This window comes from Verminephrobacter eiseniae EF01-2, assembly GCF_000015565.1.
Taxonomy (GTDB): Bacteria; Pseudomonadota; Gammaproteobacteria; order Burkholderiales; family Burkholderiaceae_C; genus Acidovorax; species Acidovorax eiseniae.
This window is the reverse complement of sequence record NC_008786.1, coordinates 2,886,017-2,901,596: the sequence shown is the minus strand read 5'-3', so window position 1 is coordinate 2,901,596 and position 15,580 is coordinate 2,886,017. Positions and strand designations below refer to the sequence as shown.

Below are 15,580 nucleotides of genomic sequence, written 5' to 3'. Positions count from 1 at the left end.
CACACCGATCTGGCAGTTACATGTCCATGCCGCCCATGCCACCCATGCCGCCGCCCATGCCAGGCATGCCGCCACCGCCGGCAGGCGCATCGTCCTTCGGCGCTTCGGCCACCATGGCCTCGGTCGTCAGCAGCAGCGAGGCCACCGAAGCGGCGTTCTGCAGGGCCGTGCGGGTGACCTTGGTGGGGTCGAGAATGCCCAGCTCCAGCATGTCGCCGTAGGTGTCGTTGGCTGCATTGAAGCCATAGTTGCCCTTGCCGGCCAGCACCGCGTTGACCACCACCGAGGCTTCGCCACCGGCGTTGTTCACGATTTCGCGCAGCGGCGCTTCGATGGCCTTGAGCACCAGCTTGATGCCGGCGTCCTGGTCGGCGTTGTCACCCTTGATGGTGCCGCCAATGGCCTGCCTGGCGCGCAGGAAGGCCACGCCACCACCGGCGACCACGCCTTCTTCCACCGCTGCGCGGGTTGCGTGCAGCGCGTCTTCGACGCGGGCCTTCTTTTCCTTCATTTCGACTTCGGTGGCTGCGCCGACCTTGATCACGGCCACACCGCCGGCCAGTTTGGCCACGCGCTCTTGCAGCTTTTCGCGGTCGTAGTCGGAGGTGGCTTCCTCGATCTGCACGCGCACTTGCTTGACGCGGGCTTCGATGTCGCCAGCGGCACCGGCGCCGTCGATGATGATGGTGTTTTCCTTGCCCACTTCGATGCGCTTGGCTTGGCCCAGATCGGCCAGCGTCACTTTCTCCAGGGTCAGGCCCACTTCTTCAGCGATGACCTTGCCGCCCGTCAGGATGGCGATGTCTTCCAGCATGGCCTTGCGGCGGTCGCCGAAACCGGGGGCCTTCACGGCCACCACCTTCAGGATGCCGCGGATCGTGTTCACCACCAGCGTCGCCAGGGCTTCGCCCTCGACTTCTTCGGCAATGACCAGCAGCGGACGGCCCGCCTTGGCCACCTGCTCCAGCGTGGGCAGCAGGTCGCGGATGTTGCTGATCTTCTTGTCGAACAGCAGCACGAAGGGGTTGTCCAGAAGGGCCGCTTGCTTGTCCGGGTTGTTGATGAAGTAGGGCGACAGGTAGCCGCGATCGAACTGCATGCCTTCGACGACATCGAGTTCGGATTCGAGCGACTTGCCGTCTTCCACGGTGATCACGCCTTCCTTGCCCACCTTGTCCATCGCGTCAGCGATCAGTTTGCCAATGGTCTCGTCGGCGTTGGCCGAGATCGAGCCGACCTGGGCGATTTCCTTGGAGGTGGTGGTGGGCTTGGACGCCTTCTTCAGTTCGGCCACCAGCGCCGTCACGGCCTTGTCGATACCGCGCTTGAGGTCCATCGGGTTGATGCCGGCGGCCACGTACTTGAAGCCTTCGCGCACGATGGCCTGTGCCAGCACGGTGGCGGTGGTGGTGCCGTCACCGGCGTTGTCGCTGGTCTTGGAGGCCACTTCCTTGACCAACTGCGCGCCCATGTTCTGCAGTTTGTCCTTGAGCTCGATTTCCTTGGCCACGGACACGCCGTCCTTGGTCACGGTGGGGGCGCCGAACGAGCGCTCGATCACCACATTGCGACCCTTGGGGCCCAGGGTCACCTTGACCGCGTTGGCCAGGATGTTGACGCCTTCGACCATGCGAGCGCGGGCTTCGCCGCCGAAAACCACTTCTTTTGCTGCCATTTGATATCTCCGAATTGAGTAAAAAGTCTGCTTGGGAACGGGGCGGAATTACTTCTCGACCACGGCAAACAGATCGTCTTCCTTCATGACCAGCAACTCGTCGCGGTGCACCTTGACGGTCTGGCCCGAGTACTTGCCGAACAAAACGCGGTCGCCGACCTTCACGTTCAGGGCGATCAACTCGCCCTTGTCGTTCTTCTTGCCAGGGCCGACGGCCAGCACTTCACCTTGATCGGGCTTTTCAGCGGCGTTGTCAGGGATCACGATGCCGGAGGCGGTCGTGGTTTCACTTTCAATACGCTTGACGATCACGCGATCGTGCAGAGGGCGAAGGTTCATTGCATTGCTCCTGTTGTCAGTAAAATCAATCACTCGGCGCCAGGCCATCCCGGCGCCACCAAACTCCCGACAGGGGAAGCGCTTTAGCACTCCCCAGCGGAGAGTGCTAATGATACGGGCATTTATTGCCGTTTCAAGACAGCCGCGCACTGCCGGCACGCAAATTTGTCGAAATTTGCGTTCGCCCCGTCTGTATGCTATGTGTTTGGTAGCTTCAGGGCCTGATTCTCATTGGGTCGTATCGATGCTCTGGAGTAAAGCACTGCCCCGGGTGCGCGTTGGGCGTTGGGCGTTGGGCGTTGGATGCGCCAGGCCGCGCTGTGCGGTGGCGCCAGGAACCGCCGTCAATCACCGGCCTCCTCCGCATCCTCGCGCTACGTTGGCGACGCCGCCGCCGCCACGGGGGGCCGCAGCGACCACCCGGCGCCAGCGAAGTCGGGGGCAGAATGGGAGGTGCCGTCATTCACCCAGGCCAGATTCAGCACCTCATACACCGGGCGCCATGTCGGCGCGTCACCGTCGGCATGGGTGCGCAGTTGCAATTGCGGGTTGGGCAGGTAGTGGCCGTTGGTGGTTCTGGCCCACAGGCGGCGCGCTGGCAGATAGGTGCTGTTGATCTCGGCGCGCGCCAGCACCTGGTTGAGGTAGCTGCGTTTGTGCCGCTGTGCTTTCCACAGGTACTCGGGCAAACAGACCAAGGTCGTGCCGAGTTCCTCGGCAAAGAAACCATCGGCGCATCGGTACGGACTGTATGGACGCTTGACGCACATCGTGCACTGCGTCTTGAGGCCGGCCAGCATCAGGCTCAGGATCCAATACTCGGCCTGATGGCGCTCCAGCCGCACCAAGCGGGCATCGGTTTGCACATCCAGCACCGGCGGCGCGATGCGGTCAAACAGCATGCCGATCGACTGCTGCGCGAATGGCGCATCTTCCATCGCCCGGTTCAGTGCCGCGAGCCACGGCGTATGACCGAATTCGTCTGTCAGCAACGGGTTGGCGGCGCGCTCCAACAGCGCCTCGACCAAGGCCAGGTGGCCGGCGCGCGCGGCCATCATCAGCGGGGTGGCGCCGGTGGGGCCGCGGTGGTCGACGCCGTACTGATCGCACTGGCGCAGCAAGTCCTTGAAATTGCGCGCGGCATAGGGCTGCAAGTGGCGCTGGCGCAGCAGGGCGGTCTCGCGCCAAGCGACCGCCCTGTCGAGGTCGCCGCCCGGTGCCAGACGCAGCGCTGGCGCAAACTGTGCCTGTTTTGCCAGTTGTCCGATCCAGACCTGCTGCCCATGCCACAGCGCGTAGTCCAGCAGGGCCTGGCGGGGTTTGTTCGACGGCTGCGTGCGGTCGAGTGCGCGGGGCAGATATTCGCGCATCGCGACTTCGGACCATGGCGTCCACGGCACCGGTTTGGTTTGCAGGAAGGTTTCGCGGATGGCGCGCGCCTGCTCCTCTTTGCCTTGCAGTTCGAGCTTGCGCGCTTCCTGCGCCCATTCGTCGCGTGTCGAGGTCTGCACCGGCGTTGCGCTGCGGGCCGCCGAGGTCTCGGCGACTTGCAGACCGAGCAGGGCCAGCAAGGGGTGGCTGGTGTCGGACTCGACCAGCACCAAGGTGGCAACCGCGCGCGTCATCGCCACGTACAGCGCGTTGACGTAGAACTTGTACAGCTCGAGCGACTTGTCGCCCTTGTCGCGGGCGCGGCTGTAGGCCAGTTGCTCGACTTGCAGGTCGGCCTGGGCGACGCCATCGCAGACCTCGGCGTAGGCGGCGCGCTGGCCGGACACCAGCGTGTAGAGGATCACATGCGGATACTCCAGGCCCTTGGCCTCGTGCACCGAGAACACCAGCGGAGAGCGGAAATGCTCGCGCGCCGCCGGCTTGTCTTCATCGCGCAGCACGATGATCGCATGCTGCACCGAGGCCCTGGTTTGCGCATCCAGATCGCGCAGCGTGGCCGTGTGCGTGGGCAGCAGGCGCACCTGGCCGCTTTGCGGCGAAGCGCTCTCGACCAGGAAATTGCTCTCCTTGTCGATCGAGCCAAAGCGCGCCTGCTTGATCTTGAGCAAGGCGTTGGCCAGATCGGTGACCGCGCGCGTGTTGCGAAAATTCGCCTGCAACACCGACAATGCCTGGCGCTGCGCCGCCTCGCCCGCCAGGCCGTGCCAGAACAGCGTGCGCACGGCCGCCCAGGAGAAGAAGTTGGGATGGACGATCTGGTTGGAGTCGCCGCACAGCAGGAATTGCCCGGGCCGCTTCAGACAGGCCAGCACCAGCGCGAGTTGCACATTGGTCAGGTCCTGCACCTCATCGATCACCACGAAGTCGTAGTTCGGCGCGGCCAAGCGCTGCCATTCATGGGCCACCAGGTTCAAGTCGAACAGTTGCGACTCCTGCAACCACTGGCGGTAGCGTGCGAAGAGCTTGTGCGCCGCCTCCCGCTCGGCGGCTGCGAGCAAGGACTGGCGCGGCCCCAAAGCCAGGTATGCCGGCAGATCGAGCGGGCCTTGCGCGCTGGCGCCAAGCACGCCCCGGAACTCCTCGAACAAGGCATGCGCATCGAGATCGCCCAACTGGCTGCGCAGCGTCTGGCGATGCCGGTCGAACCAGTTGCAAAAGGCCGTGAATGTCACCTCGCGGCCAGCCGGCACGCGCAAAGTCTCGACGAATTCGCGGTAGCTCAGAAACTCCACCTCCTGCGCCGCATTCTCGTAGCCATGGGCATCGTAGAGCGCGCGCGCCGACTGCGCCAGATAGGCCGACTGCGTGACGTACAAGACATGGCCTTCGGCCTCGCGCAGCTTGGCCAGCGTGACGGCAGTCTTGCCCGAACCCGCCGAGCCGACGACGACCACCGGCGCCGGCAAGCGGCGCACCGCCTCTTGGGCGTCGTCAAAAACGATGGGCTTGTCGAGCAGTTCGAACTCCGCCCGGCTCGGATGCATCCAGCGCAACTGCAACATGCTGTCGGCCTTGCCGTCGGGCGCGGCAGGATTGGCGACCACAGGCTCGCGCTCGATCTTCGATTCGTCGATGCTGGCGCCGCGCAGAAAGCGCGACTTGTCGTAAGCGTGATTTTCGATCACCTCCAGCGCCAAGCAGACGGTCTCTTGGCCATGGCGCACGAACTGCAACAACAGGCGGTTGGCGTAATCGAGTTTGGCGCGCCAGTACGGCGTCGGTGCGAGCTTTTTGACATCGGCGCTGCGCAGGTCGCCCGCTTCGATCGCAGCGCGCACTTTGGTGAATGCCGTCTTGACACGGCGGATATCGAGATCTTTGTAGACAAGCACACGCATGGGCATGAACGGGGTGGTGATTGTGGGTGTGGGGCTTGCAACCGGGCGCAGCCGAGGCGGGCGCGGCGGCGCCGGCAAAGTCAGGGCGGCGCCGGGGATTTACGCCGCGCCGCCCAGTGTAAGCCCCTGATCGGCGGCGGCAAAGGTCAAGGCGCCAGCCGCTCCCGCACCCACTGCCCCCCGGCCATCCGATAGCGCAACCGGTCATGCAAGCGGCTCTTGCGCCCCTGCCAGAACTCCCACAGGTCCGGTTCGAGCCGGTACCCGCCCCAATGCTGTGGCCGGGGTGGCTTGAGCATGAACTGCGCGCCGTACCTGGCGGCATTGGCCAGCAGCACACCACGGCCTGCAATCACCTGGCTTTGCGGGCTGGCCCAGGCGCCGATGCGCGAATCGAGCGGGCGGCTGTCGAAGTACGCATCGCTTTCCTGATCGCTGACCTTTTGCACCAGACCTTCGATGCGCACCACACGCTCCAACTCCACCCAATGGAACTGCAAGGCCGCACAAGGGTTGCCCGCGATTTGACGCCCCTTGCGGCTGTCGTAATTGGTAAACCAGACGATGCCGCGCTCGTCATAGCCCTTGATGAGCACGATGCGCGTGCTGGGGCGCAGGTCACTGCCCACGGTGGCCAGCGTCATCGCATTGGGCTCGGGCAACTGCGCCGCAATGGCTTGCCCGAGCCACTGGTCAAACTGCTGCAGGGGATCGGCATGCGCCGCGTCTTCGTTGAGTTCGGCGCGCCCGTAGCTTTTGCGCAGCTCGGCGATGGAGAGGTTCATGGGCACGATTGTGCACCCCGTGACGGCAGGGCCTGCGCGGTCGCGCAGCACACCCGAAAGCCGGCCAGGCGCTGATCCGCATATATTGGCGCGGCGATGAAACCCGAAGACGACGCAGACATGCCAATGCCCGGACCTGCCCGAAGCACGGCACCAGCGTCCAGCCCCGTGGTGCTGGTGCTGGCCTCGGGCCGGGGCGAGCGCTTTGCGGCCTCGGGAGGCGCGGCGCACAAGCTGCGCGCGCTGCTCCACGGCCAACCGCTGCTCGAACACACGCTGGCCGCCGTGCGCGCCAGCGGCCTGCCCTGGCATGTGGAGGATGGCGGCCATCCCGGCATGGGGGACTCGATTGCCGCAGCGGTGCGCGCCACCGCTGGCGCCCCCGGGTGGCTGGTATTGCCCGGCGATCTGCCGCTGATCCGCCCGGACACCTTGCGCAGCATCGCCAGCGCGCTCTCGGGCTGCGCGGTGGCCGTGCCCGTGCACCGCCAGGAGCGCGGTCACCCGGTGGGGTTTGCCGCCCAATGCCTGCCCGGCCTGCAGGCCCTGCAAGGCGAACGAGGCGCCGCCAGCGTGCTGCGCCAGCAGGCGCAGCAGGGCCGGGTGCGGTGGGTGGAGGTGGACGATGAGGGCACGGTGACCGATGTGGACACCGTGCAAGACCTGGAGCGCGCCGCGCAAATCCTGCGGGCGCGCAAGGGTCGTGGCGGGGGCAGGTATTGATCCGGGCGCGGCGGGCCGGTTGCCGGTCGAGGGTCAGCGCGAACGCAAAGTCCGCGTCATCGGGATCGGAGCGGACTGCCCCGCAGCGCGTCGACGAGCCCGGTCGACAGCAGCGTTCCGCAGACGATCATCAGCGCGCAGCCTGCCATCCACAGTGTGATGGCTTCGCCGAAGAACAAGGCCCCGTAGAGCACGGCGAACACGGGGGCCACCAGGGTCACGGTGATGGCCCGGCTCGGGCCTGCGTGGGCGATCAGGCGAAAGTACAGGGTGTAGGCAATCGAGGTGCACAACACGGCAACCACGGCAATCGCTGCCCAGGCGCGTGGGCCGGGCGTTTGGGCGGGCCACAGCCAGCAGGTGGGCAGGGCCAGGCCCAGTGCCGCGCCCAACTGGCTGCCGGTGGCGATGGCCAGTGGCGCTATGCCGCTGAGGTAGCGCCGTGCAAAGCTGGCCGCCAGGCCATAACAGCCGGTGGCCAGCAGGCAGGCGGCCATCGCCCAATCGGCCTGTCCGGTCTTCGGCCCCGCACCCTCCGGTGTGCGCCAGGCCAGCAGCACCACGCCGACAAAACCGAGCGCCAGGCCGGCCCAGCGCAGGCGATCGATGCGCTCGCCCAGCCAGGCCCAGGCCACCAGCGCGCCAAACAGCGGCGCCGTGGCGTTCAGGACGGAGGTCAGGCCGGTGGTGATGTGCATCACGGCCCAGGCAAACAGTGCAAAGGGGATGGCCGAGTTGAGCAGGCCCGCCAGCATGATCGGACGCCAATGCCGCCGCAGCAGGTGCCAGTGACCCTGGTGCAGCAAGACCGGCCACAGGAATACGGCGGCCAGCGCTACGCGCAGCCCTGCGGTGGGCAAGGGGCCGAATTCGGCCGCCCCCAGCCGCATGAACAAAAAGGACGCGCCCCACAACGCTGCCAGCAGGGTGTATTCACCGATCCAGGCCGACATGGCGCGGGTTCCCGGGCCGTTCATGCGTTTCCTTGGTGCGGGCCTGGATGTGGGTGGGGCGCATCGTCCAGGGTCAGCAGGGCGGTCTTGCGCTCCAGGCCGCCGGCATAGCCGGTCAGGCTGCCGTCGGTGCCCAGCACGCGGTGGCAGGGCACGACCACGCTCAGGGGGTTGCGCCCCACGGCAGCACCGACGGCGCGCACCGCCCGGGGCCTGCCGAGCTGTTGGCTGAGCGCGCCATAGCTGATGGTCTGGCCACGGGCGATGGTCAACAGCGCGCGCCAGACGCTTTGCTGAAAGGCGGTGCCGCCCGACAGGTCCAGCGGCAACTCGAAGCCGGCGCGCGCGCCGCGCAGGTACTGCTGCAATTGGCCGCTGGCGGCCTGTAGCAAGGGGTGGTCGGGGGCATGGCTCCAGGCGCTGGCGCCGTGCAGCAGGGGCAGCGGTTCATGGCGCTGGCCCTCAAACCAGAGGCCCGCCAAGCCTGCCGGAGAGGCCGCCAGCCGCACTGGCCCGAGTGGCGTGGTGATGCGGGTCTGCACGGTGTGGGAATGGAAGTGCATAGGGGTTCCAGTAGGGGGATGGGCAGGGGCCAGGCGCGGGCCGTGATTGCGCTGCGGGTGGTGCATTTCGCTGCGGCTCACGGGAGTGCCTTCGCCTTTGGCTACGGTATGAGCACCTTCGGGCGGCCGGGCGGCGCTCGATGGCCTGGCAAAACGGCGGGGTGGGGTTGACACAGGATGTCTCATGCCTGCGCGGCTGCGCCGGCCCAGGCCCGTAGCAGCGCGTAGCTGCGCCAGGGGCGCCAAGCCTGCGCGGCGGCGGTGGCGGCGCGGGCCGGGTTTTTCTGCCCTTGCAGGCCCAGCGCCTTGTGCAGCGCGACATCGCCGGACGGAAACGCATCGGGCCAGCGCAGCACCCGCATCGCGATGTATTGCGCGGTCCAGTCGCCAATGCCGGGCAGGGCGCACAGGGCGGCCGTGGTTTTTTCCGGATCGGCGCCGTCATGCAGGGCCAACTGGCCGCCGTCGACCGCGCGCGCCAGTGCCACGATGGCGGCTTGGCGCTGGCGCACGATGCCCATCTGGCCGAGCACCGCGCCATCGGTGGCGGCCAGCGTGGCGGGGGCGGGGAACAGGCGCTGGAGTTCGGGCCAGGGGGTGGCAATGGTCTGGCCCAGCCGCTCGACCAGGCGCTGGCCGAGCGTGCGCGCCGCTGCCAGCGTGACTTGCTGGCCCAGCACGGCCCGCACGGCCAGTTCGAAGCCGTCAAACGCGCCGGGCAGCCGCAAGCCATCGCCTTGCGGAAAATGCGGGTGCAGCACGGCGTTGATGGCGGCAGGGTCGGCATCGAGGTCCAGCAGCGCGCGCACCCGGCGGATCACGAGTGGCAACACCGGGTACAGGCTGTCGCTGGCCTGCAACAGCAGCAGATGGCGGCTGCCATCGAAGCGGGCGCTGATCCAGCCGATGATCTCCCGGGGCTGCCCGGTGCAGCCGGGCGCCAGCCGCACGGTGCGCCGCAGGATCGGGCCGGCGCCGTCCGGCAGCACCCACTCCACGCCGTGCAACTGCCGGCGGGCAAAAAATGCCAGCAGCGCAGCCACGTCCAGCGGCGGGCGCCAGGCCAGGCGCAGTTCGCCGGTGTGGCCCGCAGTGGCGTTGGTGCCACTGCGTTGCGTGGCTGTGGCATTGGTGTCACTGCGTTGCATTGGTATGGCGCTGGCGCCGCTGCGTTGCGCGGGTGTGATGACGCTGGCGTCACTGCATTGCGTGGGTGCAGCGGTATCGGCGCCGCTGCGGCGCAATTGTGTGGGGTTCAGACGGTAATGCCCGGCAAACGCGGCGTTGAAGCGGCGCAGGCTGGCAAAGCCGCTGGCCAGGGCTATGTCGGTGACGGGCATCGTGGTGTCGGTCAGCAACTGCTTGGCGGTCAGCAGCCGCCGCGTTTGCAGGTATTGCAGCGGCGATACGCCCAGGGCGGCCTCGAAAATGCGGCGCAGGTGGCGGTCGCTCACGCCCAGGCGTTGCGCCAGCCGGGCGACGGCGCCGGTATGGCCGGCCTGAGCGGCCTGAGCGGCCTGTTGCGGCGCTGGCGCCCACAGTTCGGGGGCGTCGAGCAGGCGCACGGCCTGTTGCACCAAGACGGCGCTGGCGTCCTGCAGCGACCAGCGCAGCGCCTGGGGCGCCAGTTCGGGCCGGCAGCGCAGACAGGGGCGAAAGCCGGCCCGTTCGGCCTGGGCGGCCAGCGTGAAGAAGCGGCAGTTGTCACGCCGGGGTGTGCGCACGGCGCAGACCGGGCGGCAGTAGATGCCGGTGGATGTCACGCCGGTGAAAAAATGCCCGTCAAAGCGCGCGTCGCGGGCCAGCAGCGCCAGGTAGCGGCCCTCATCCGAGGCGTCTGCGGCCGGTGCGCAAGCAGGCTGTGGGGGCTGTGTCATGGGCCGCATCATAAGAACTGGCCGGCGCCGGCACTGGCTGTTTTCGGACATGTGACTACAGGCGTCAAGCCATGGGTACTGTCGCGTCACGGATCAGATGTCGTAGGCTGCGCGCAGCCATCGGAGCGCAGCGCAAGGCGCATCGCGCAGCCAATACCGAGCGTATTGGCAAGCGATGCAACGCCGCGATGCGCTTCGATGGCCAGCGCAGACCGACAGATGATCGGTGACGCGACAGTACGGTGGACTGGGGCGGTGGACCGATCGGGGAGCGGACCGGGCTGGCCAAGGGCGCGGCCTACAATGCGGCGGACTTTCCACAGCCGCCCGCCAGCCGCCCACCCATTGCACGCAGCATTGCGCACAATCTCTTGAGAAAGGCCCTTCTACGTGCAAGCAGCGCCCGCCATTTTCAAAGCCTATGACATTCGCGGCATCGTGCCGTCGACCCTGAACGAGGCGCTGGCACGGGGTCTGGGCCGGGCCTTTGGCAGCGCCGCGCGCGCGCAGGGGCAGCACACCGTGGCCGTGGGGCGGGACGGGCGTCTGTCAGGCCCGGCCCTGGCGGCGGCGCTGATCGAGGGCCTGGTGGAGGCCGGCATCGCGGTGATCGATGTCGGCCAGGTGACCACGCCGCTGCTGTACTTTGCCGCCAGCACCCTGTGCGCCAGCGGCATCCAGGTCACCGGCAGCCACAACCCCAGGGACTACAACGGCTTCAAGATGGTGCTCGCCGGCCGGGCCATCCACGGTGAAGAAATACAGGGCTTGCGCCGCTGCATGGAGCAAGAAAGCTGGCAACTGCGGCCCGGTGGCAGCGTGCGCCATGCGGATGTGCTGCCGGCATACCACGAGCGCATCGTCGGCGATGTCCGGTTGGCGCGTCCGATGAAGATCGTGCTGGACTGCGGCAACGGCATCGCCGGCGCATCGACCCCGGCGCTGTTGCGTGCGTTGGGCTGCGAGGTGATCGAGCTGTTCTCGCAGGTCGATGGCAACTTCCCGAACCACCACCCGGACCCGAGCAAGCCGGAGAATCTGCGCGACCTGATCGCTGCCCTGCAGGGCAGCGACGCTGAGTTGGGCCTGGCCCTCGATGGCGATGGCGACCGGCTGGGCATCGTCACCAGGGACGGCCACAACATCTTCGCCGACCGCCAATTGATGCTGCTGGCGCAGGATGTGCTCGCGCGCGTGCCTGGCGCCGAGATCATCTTCGACGTCAAATGCAGCCAGCGCCTGGCGCCCGCGATCGAGGCGGCCGGCGGTGTGCCGGTGATGCACCAGACCGGCCACTCGCTGATCAAGGCCCGCATGCAACAGGGCAACGCGCCGCTGGGCGGCGAGATGAGCGGCCATATCTTCTTCAAGGAGCGCTGGTACGGCTTTGACGACGGCAGCTACGCCGGCTGTCGCCTGCTGGAGATCCTCAGCCGCAGCAGCGACCCGAGCGCCTGTCTCGATGCCCTGCCCGCGAGTTTCTCCACGCCAGAGCTGAATGTGGACTGTGCCGAAGGCGAAGCGCACCGCCTGAGCGCCCAATTGCAGGCCCTGGCAGCGCAATTGCCGTGGGACGCCCAGGCGCGCGTCAGCACCATCGACGGCCTGCGCATCGACTGGCCCGACGGCTTTGGCCTGATCCGCGCGAGCAACACCACGCCGGTGCTGGTGCTGCGCTTCGAAGGGCACGACCGCCCTGCCCTGGCGCGCATCGAGGCGGCGATGCTGGCCTTGCTGCACCGGGTCAAGCCCGAGGCCCGGCTGCGGGCCTGACCGGGGCATGCTCCACAGACAAATGAACGCCGCACTGGCCCTGTACTCGCTGCTGACCTGGTGCGCGCAGCCGCTGCTGCTGCGCAAGCTGCGCCGCCGCGCCGTGGCCGAGCCCGGCTATGCCCGCTCCGTGGGCGAGCGCTTTGGCCGATATCCGCAGCCCATCGACAGCCTGATGCCGCACAGCATCGACCTGCCGGGCCAGTTCGTCTGGGTGCATGCGGTCTCTCTGGGCGAGACCCGGGCGGCGGCCATCTTGCTGGCGCAGTTGCGCGAACAACTGCCCGGGATGCGTCTGCTGCTCACCCATGGCACGGCCACGGGCCGCGCCGAAGGCAAGAAACTGCTGCACACCGGCGATGTGCAGGTCTGGCAGCCCTGGGATACGCCCGGCGCCGTGGCGCGCTTTCTGCGCAAGTTCCGGCCCGCCGTCGGCATCCTGATGGAAACCGAGGTCTGGCCCAATCTGGTGGCCGGCTGCTGCCAGCGGGGGGTGCCGCTGGTGCTGGCCAACGCGCGCCTGAACGAAAAATCGCTGCGCCGGGCACAGTCGCTGGCAGCGCTGGCGCGACCGGCCTACGGCGGACTGAGCGCCGTCTGGGCGCAAACCGATGCCGACGCGGCCCGTCTGCGGGCCATAGGCGCCAAGGTGCGCGGCGTGTTCGGCAACCTGAAGTTCGACGCGCAGCCCGATGCCGATCAACTGGCGCGCGGCCGTGCCTGGCGCGCGCAAACGGACCGTCCGGTGCTGCTGCTGGCCAGCAGCCGTGCGGGCGAGGAAGCACTGTGGTTGCAGCGCTTGAACAAAAACCGGGCGCAGGCAGATCGCGCGCCCTCAGCGATGAAAAGCCAGGCATCGGCCGTGCAACCGGCCGTGCAGTGGCTGATCGTGCCGCGCCACCCCCAGCGCTTCGATGAGGTGCAGCAACTGCTCGAACGCGCCGGGCTGAGCGTGTCGCGCCGCAGCCGCTGGGCCGCAGCGCCTGCGCCTGCCGATGTGTGGCTGGGCGACTCGCTGGGCGAGATGGCGCTGTACTATGGCTTGGCCGATGTTGCGCTGCTGGGCGGCAGTTTTGCGCCGCTGGGCGGCCAGGACCTGATCGAGGCCGCTGCCTGCGGCTGCCCGCTGGTGCTGGGGCCGCACACCTTCAACTTTGCCGAGGCCGCCGAACGGGCCTGCGCGGCCGGCGCAGCGCAGCGCGTTCCCGACATCGGCGCCGGCATGGCGCTGGCCCTGCAACTGGCGCGCGACGGCGCGCAGCAGCGCGCTGCCAGCGCGCGCGCCACGCACTTTGCCAACACAGGCAAAGGCGCCGCGCAGGCGACGGTGCAGGCAGTGCTGGGCTATCTGCGTCGTGACGAGGAAACCGGGGGCTATTGACAGGTGATGCGACGGGCCATGCAGTGATCGAAAACGGCAAGTCATATGGCCAAGATGACTCTCTGGCGCTTGGTCCCGGTGGAGCTTCCAGGTTGCCATCGGTGCCATCGATGCGTTCGGTGGCGCGGTCACGATATTTCTTCACCGATACCCATGCCGATGCCGTTGCGGCCAGGCTGTTTTGCTGCCTTGCAGGTCGCTGCGCTGCCACGACCAGGGGTGTCCGGCCTCGAAGGGGGTGCCAGCGGCCTGGCAAGACCATTGGCGCGGCGGCCCTGGCATGGGGTGGTCCGCAGCCGATTGGGCACCGCAGGTGACGCAGGGTGTGATGAGAAATTGCGATGATCGAACTGACTGAAACCGACTGGCAACTGCTGCGCGGCGAACGGGGCCAGGCCCCGGCGCTGGCGCTGCGCATCCTGGTGCGCAGCGCAGCGCTGATGGGTGCCTCGCGTCTGCTGAACATCGAGGGCGCGCATATCGATGGCTGCCTGTACCACGGCCAGGCCAGCCTCGATTTCGTCGAGCGCCTGGTGCGCGATGGCGGCAAGGTCATGGTGCCGACCACCCTGAACGTGGGTTCGCTGGACTTGATGCACCCGGAACTGTTCCGTGGCGACAAGGCGCTGCAATCGCAGGCGCGGCGCTTGATGGACGCGCATCTGGCGCTGGGCTGCGAATCGACCTTCACCTGCGCTCCCTACCAACTGAAAAATCGGCCCCGGCCGGGCCAGCAACTCGCCTGGGCAGAATCGAACGCCATCGTGTTCGCCAACTCGGTGCTGGGCGCCCGAACCAACCGCTATGGCGACTTCATCGACCTGTGCGCGGCGCTGACCGGACGCGCCCCCGATTGCGGGCTGCATGTGGCCGAGAACCGCTACGGGCAGTTGGTCTTCGCGCTGGCCGACTTCCCGTCCGTGCGGGGCAGCCGCGATATCTGGTATGCAGCGCTGGGCTTGCTGGTGGGCCAGCGCGCAGGCGGGCTGATCCCGGTCATCACCGGGCTGCCGCCCGACACCAGCGAAGATGAGCTCAAGGCGCTGGGCGCGGCTGCGGCATCCAGTGGCGCCGTGGCGCTGTTTCATGCCGTCGGCATCACGCCCGAAGCGCCAAATCTTGCTGCCGCGCTGGGCGGGCGGCGCCCTCTGGCGGCAACGGTGGTGGTCACGCGCGACGCGTTGAAAAGCACCCGCGCCGCGCTCAACCGGGCCCGGGCTGGCGACAGCCTGGTGGCCGTCAGCGTCGGAACGCCGCATTTCTCACTGGCCGAATTCGCCGCGCTGGAGCATGAACTCGACGCCGCGCCCGGGCCGCTGCGGGTGGACTTTTACGTCAACACCAGCCGCTTCATCCTGTGGCAACTGGAAGCATCCGGCGCCGCGCAAAGGCTGATGCGCGGCGGGGTGCAGATCGTCACGGACACCTGCACCTACATCACGCCGATCATCAGGCACACACGGGGACTGGTCATGACCAACTCCGGCAAATGGGCGCATTACGCTCCGGCCAACATCGGCGTCGAGGTGGCGTTCGGCGGCCTGCGGGAATGCGTGCAGTCCGCCGTCCGGGGCAAGGTCTGGTTCGATGAGCGCTGAGCCGACAAGCTACCGCGCCACGCCGGTGGTTGCCGGCACCGGCCAGGGCCGCGCTCTGGTGCTCGGCGCGCCTTTGAGCTTCTGGGGCGGTTACGACGCGCAGGCCGGACGCATCGTCGAACCCGGCCATCCCCAGCAGGGCATGTCGCTCGCCGGCCGGGTGTTGCTGATGGCGCATGCCAAGGGCTCGAGCTCAAGCAGCAGTGTGCTGGCAGAAGCGATACGCCAGCGCACCGGGCCGGCGGCGATCGTGATGTGCAGCCGCGACCTGATCATCGGAGTGGGTTGCATCGTGGCCTCGGAGTTGTACGGCAGGCATGTGCCGATCGCTGCGGTCGATGAGGCCACCTGGTTGGCGCTCAGCCGCTTGCCCGATGGCTTGAGGCTCAGGGTCGAGGTCGACGACGAGCGCGGCTCCATCGTCAGCGACCAACGCGCATGACGCCATGGTGACAAATCGGGGATGGTTGGACGATCTTTTTTTGCTGCACTGCAACAAAAGCCCTTGCAATAGCGCAGCAAGTCCCTAAAATCCCGTTCATGCTGCACTGCAACATGACTTCGTGACCTGAGCGGATCAGGCGCAGCGCAGATGTTCGCAAACCCGTAAGCCACCCGGCCCC

Annotated in this window: 12 protein-coding genes and 1 pseudogene; 6 read left to right on the top strand and 7 right to left on the bottom strand. The window is 67.5% G+C overall.

The window, feature by feature from the left end; all coding sequences use genetic code 11:
• Nucleotides 1–16 precede the first annotated feature (16 nt).
• The 4 genes from groL to pdxH form a co-directional block, all read right to left on the bottom strand.
• A complete protein-coding gene (gene groL / locus VEIS_RS12510; protein WP_011810313.1) occupies nucleotides 17–1,675 on the bottom strand; it encodes a chaperonin GroEL in 1,659 nt (552 codons plus the stop codon).
• Between the two features lie 48 nt (nucleotides 1,676–1,723).
• Complete coding sequence (locus tag VEIS_RS12505; RefSeq protein ID WP_011810312.1) at nucleotides 1,724–2,014, bottom strand: co-chaperone GroES; 291 nt, start codon at nucleotides 2,012–2,014, stop codon at nucleotides 1,724–1,726.
• Nucleotides 2,015–2,388: 374 nt separating this feature from the next.
• Nucleotides 2,389–5,304, bottom strand: coding sequence for an AAA family ATPase (locus VEIS_RS12500; RefSeq protein ID WP_041950006.1), 2,916 nt, complete (start codon nucleotides 5,302–5,304; stop codon nucleotides 2,389–2,391).
• A 146-nt stretch (nucleotides 5,305–5,450) separates the two neighbouring features.
• A complete protein-coding gene (pdxH, locus tag VEIS_RS12495; protein WP_011810310.1) occupies nucleotides 5,451–6,089 on the bottom strand; it encodes a pyridoxamine 5'-phosphate oxidase in 639 nt (212 codons plus the stop codon).
• 120 nt (nucleotides 6,090–6,209) lie between these two features.
• On the opposite strand from pdxH, the gene VEIS_RS12490 reads away from it, so the two are divergent.
• Nucleotides 6,210–6,812, top strand: a complete 603-nt coding sequence (locus tag VEIS_RS12490; protein WP_011810309.1) for a nucleotidyltransferase family protein — start codon at nucleotides 6,210–6,212, stop codon at nucleotides 6,810–6,812.
• A gap of 56 nt (nucleotides 6,813–6,868) precedes the next feature.
• Here VEIS_RS12490 and VEIS_RS12485 read toward each other — a convergent pair whose 3' ends face one another.
• The 3 genes from VEIS_RS12485 to VEIS_RS12475 all read right to left on the bottom strand — a co-directional run bounded on the left by VEIS_RS12485 (nucleotide 6,869) and on the right by VEIS_RS12475 (nucleotide 10,205).
• Entirely contained in the window at nucleotides 6,869–7,789 is a 921-nt protein-coding gene (locus tag VEIS_RS12485) for a DMT family transporter (RefSeq protein ID WP_041950004.1), read from the bottom strand.
• Nucleotides 7,786–8,328 carry a methylated-DNA--[protein]-cysteine S-methyltransferase gene (locus VEIS_RS12480; protein ID WP_011810307.1) on the bottom strand — a complete coding sequence of 181 codons (543 nt, stop codon included), beginning with the start codon at nucleotides 8,326–8,328 and terminating at the stop codon, nucleotides 7,786–7,788. The genes VEIS_RS12485 and VEIS_RS12480 overlap by 4 nt, the downstream gene beginning before the upstream one ends.
• A 182-nt stretch (nucleotides 8,329–8,510) precedes the next feature.
• The gene (locus VEIS_RS12475; protein ID WP_083758745.1) at nucleotides 8,511–10,205 is read right to left on the bottom strand and encodes an AlkA N-terminal domain-containing protein; all 1,695 of its coding nucleotides are present in this window, start codon (nucleotides 10,203–10,205) and stop codon (nucleotides 8,511–8,513) included.
• A gap of 75 nt (nucleotides 10,206–10,280) precedes the next feature.
• On the opposite strand from VEIS_RS12475, the pseudogene VEIS_RS31600 reads away from it, so the two are divergent.
• The 5 genes and pseudogenes from VEIS_RS31600 to VEIS_RS12455 form a co-directional block, all read left to right on the top strand.
• A pseudogene (locus tag VEIS_RS31600) lies at nucleotides 10,281–10,481 on the top strand (cysteine hydrolase); the annotation flags it as partial.
• 114 nt (nucleotides 10,482–10,595) lie between these two features.
• Nucleotides 10,596–11,978, top strand: coding sequence for a phosphomannomutase/phosphoglucomutase (locus VEIS_RS12470; RefSeq protein WP_011810305.1), 1,383 nt, complete (start codon nucleotides 10,596–10,598; stop codon nucleotides 11,976–11,978).
• A gap of 22 nt (nucleotides 11,979–12,000) precedes the next feature.
• Nucleotides 12,001–13,359 carry a 3-deoxy-D-manno-octulosonic acid transferase gene (locus VEIS_RS12465; protein WP_011810304.1) on the top strand — a complete coding sequence of 453 codons (1,359 nt, stop codon included), beginning with the start codon at nucleotides 12,001–12,003 and terminating at the stop codon, nucleotides 13,357–13,359.
• Nucleotides 13,360–13,700: 341 nt separating this feature from the next.
• Nucleotides 13,701–14,957 (top strand): aconitase X, encoded by a 1,257-nt coding sequence (locus VEIS_RS12460; RefSeq protein WP_011810302.1) that lies wholly within the window; start codon nucleotides 13,701–13,703, stop codon nucleotides 14,955–14,957.
• Entirely contained in the window at nucleotides 14,947–15,399 is a 453-nt protein-coding gene (locus VEIS_RS12455) for an aconitase X swivel domain-containing protein (protein ID WP_011810301.1), read from the top strand. Before VEIS_RS12460 ends, VEIS_RS12455 begins: the two co-directional genes overlap by 11 nt.
• Nucleotides 15,400–15,580: the final 181 nt, after the last annotated feature.

What these genes read in the sequence shown, in the direction of transcription:
- VEIS_RS12460 (WP_011810302.1), top strand. Translation starts at nt 13,701, where the DNA reads ATGATCGAACTGACTGAAACCGACTGGCAACTGCTGCGCGGCGAACGG.
- VEIS_RS12475 (WP_083758745.1), bottom strand. Translation starts at nt 10,205, where the DNA reads ATGACACAGCCCCCACAGCCTGCTTGCGCACCGGCCGCAGACGCCTCG.
- VEIS_RS12505 (WP_011810312.1), bottom strand. Translation starts at nt 2,014, where the DNA reads ATGAACCTTCGCCCTCTGCACGATCGCGTGATCGTCAAGCGTATTGAA.
- VEIS_RS12500 (WP_041950006.1), bottom strand. Translation starts at nt 5,304, where the DNA reads ATGCGTGTGCTTGTCTACAAAGATCTCGATATCCGCCGTGTCAAGACG.
- pdxH (WP_011810310.1), bottom strand. Translation starts at nt 6,089, where the DNA reads ATGAACCTCTCCATCGCCGAGCTGCGCAAAAGCTACGGGCGCGCCGAA.
- groL (WP_011810313.1), bottom strand. Translation starts at nt 1,675, where the DNA reads ATGGCAGCAAAAGAAGTGGTTTTCGGCGGCGAAGCCCGCGCTCGCATG.
- VEIS_RS12465 (WP_011810304.1), top strand. Translation starts at nt 12,001, where the DNA reads ATGAACGCCGCACTGGCCCTGTACTCGCTGCTGACCTGGTGCGCGCAG.
- VEIS_RS12455 (WP_011810301.1), top strand. Translation starts at nt 14,947, where the DNA reads ATGAGCGCTGAGCCGACAAGCTACCGCGCCACGCCGGTGGTTGCCGGC.
- VEIS_RS12480 (WP_011810307.1), bottom strand. Translation starts at nt 8,328, where the DNA reads ATGCACTTCCATTCCCACACCGTGCAGACCCGCATCACCACGCCACTC.
- VEIS_RS12490 (WP_011810309.1), top strand. Translation starts at nt 6,210, where the DNA reads ATGCCAATGCCCGGACCTGCCCGAAGCACGGCACCAGCGTCCAGCCCC.
- VEIS_RS12485 (WP_041950004.1), bottom strand. Translation starts at nt 7,789, where the DNA reads ATGAACGGCCCGGGAACCCGCGCCATGTCGGCCTGGATCGGTGAATAC.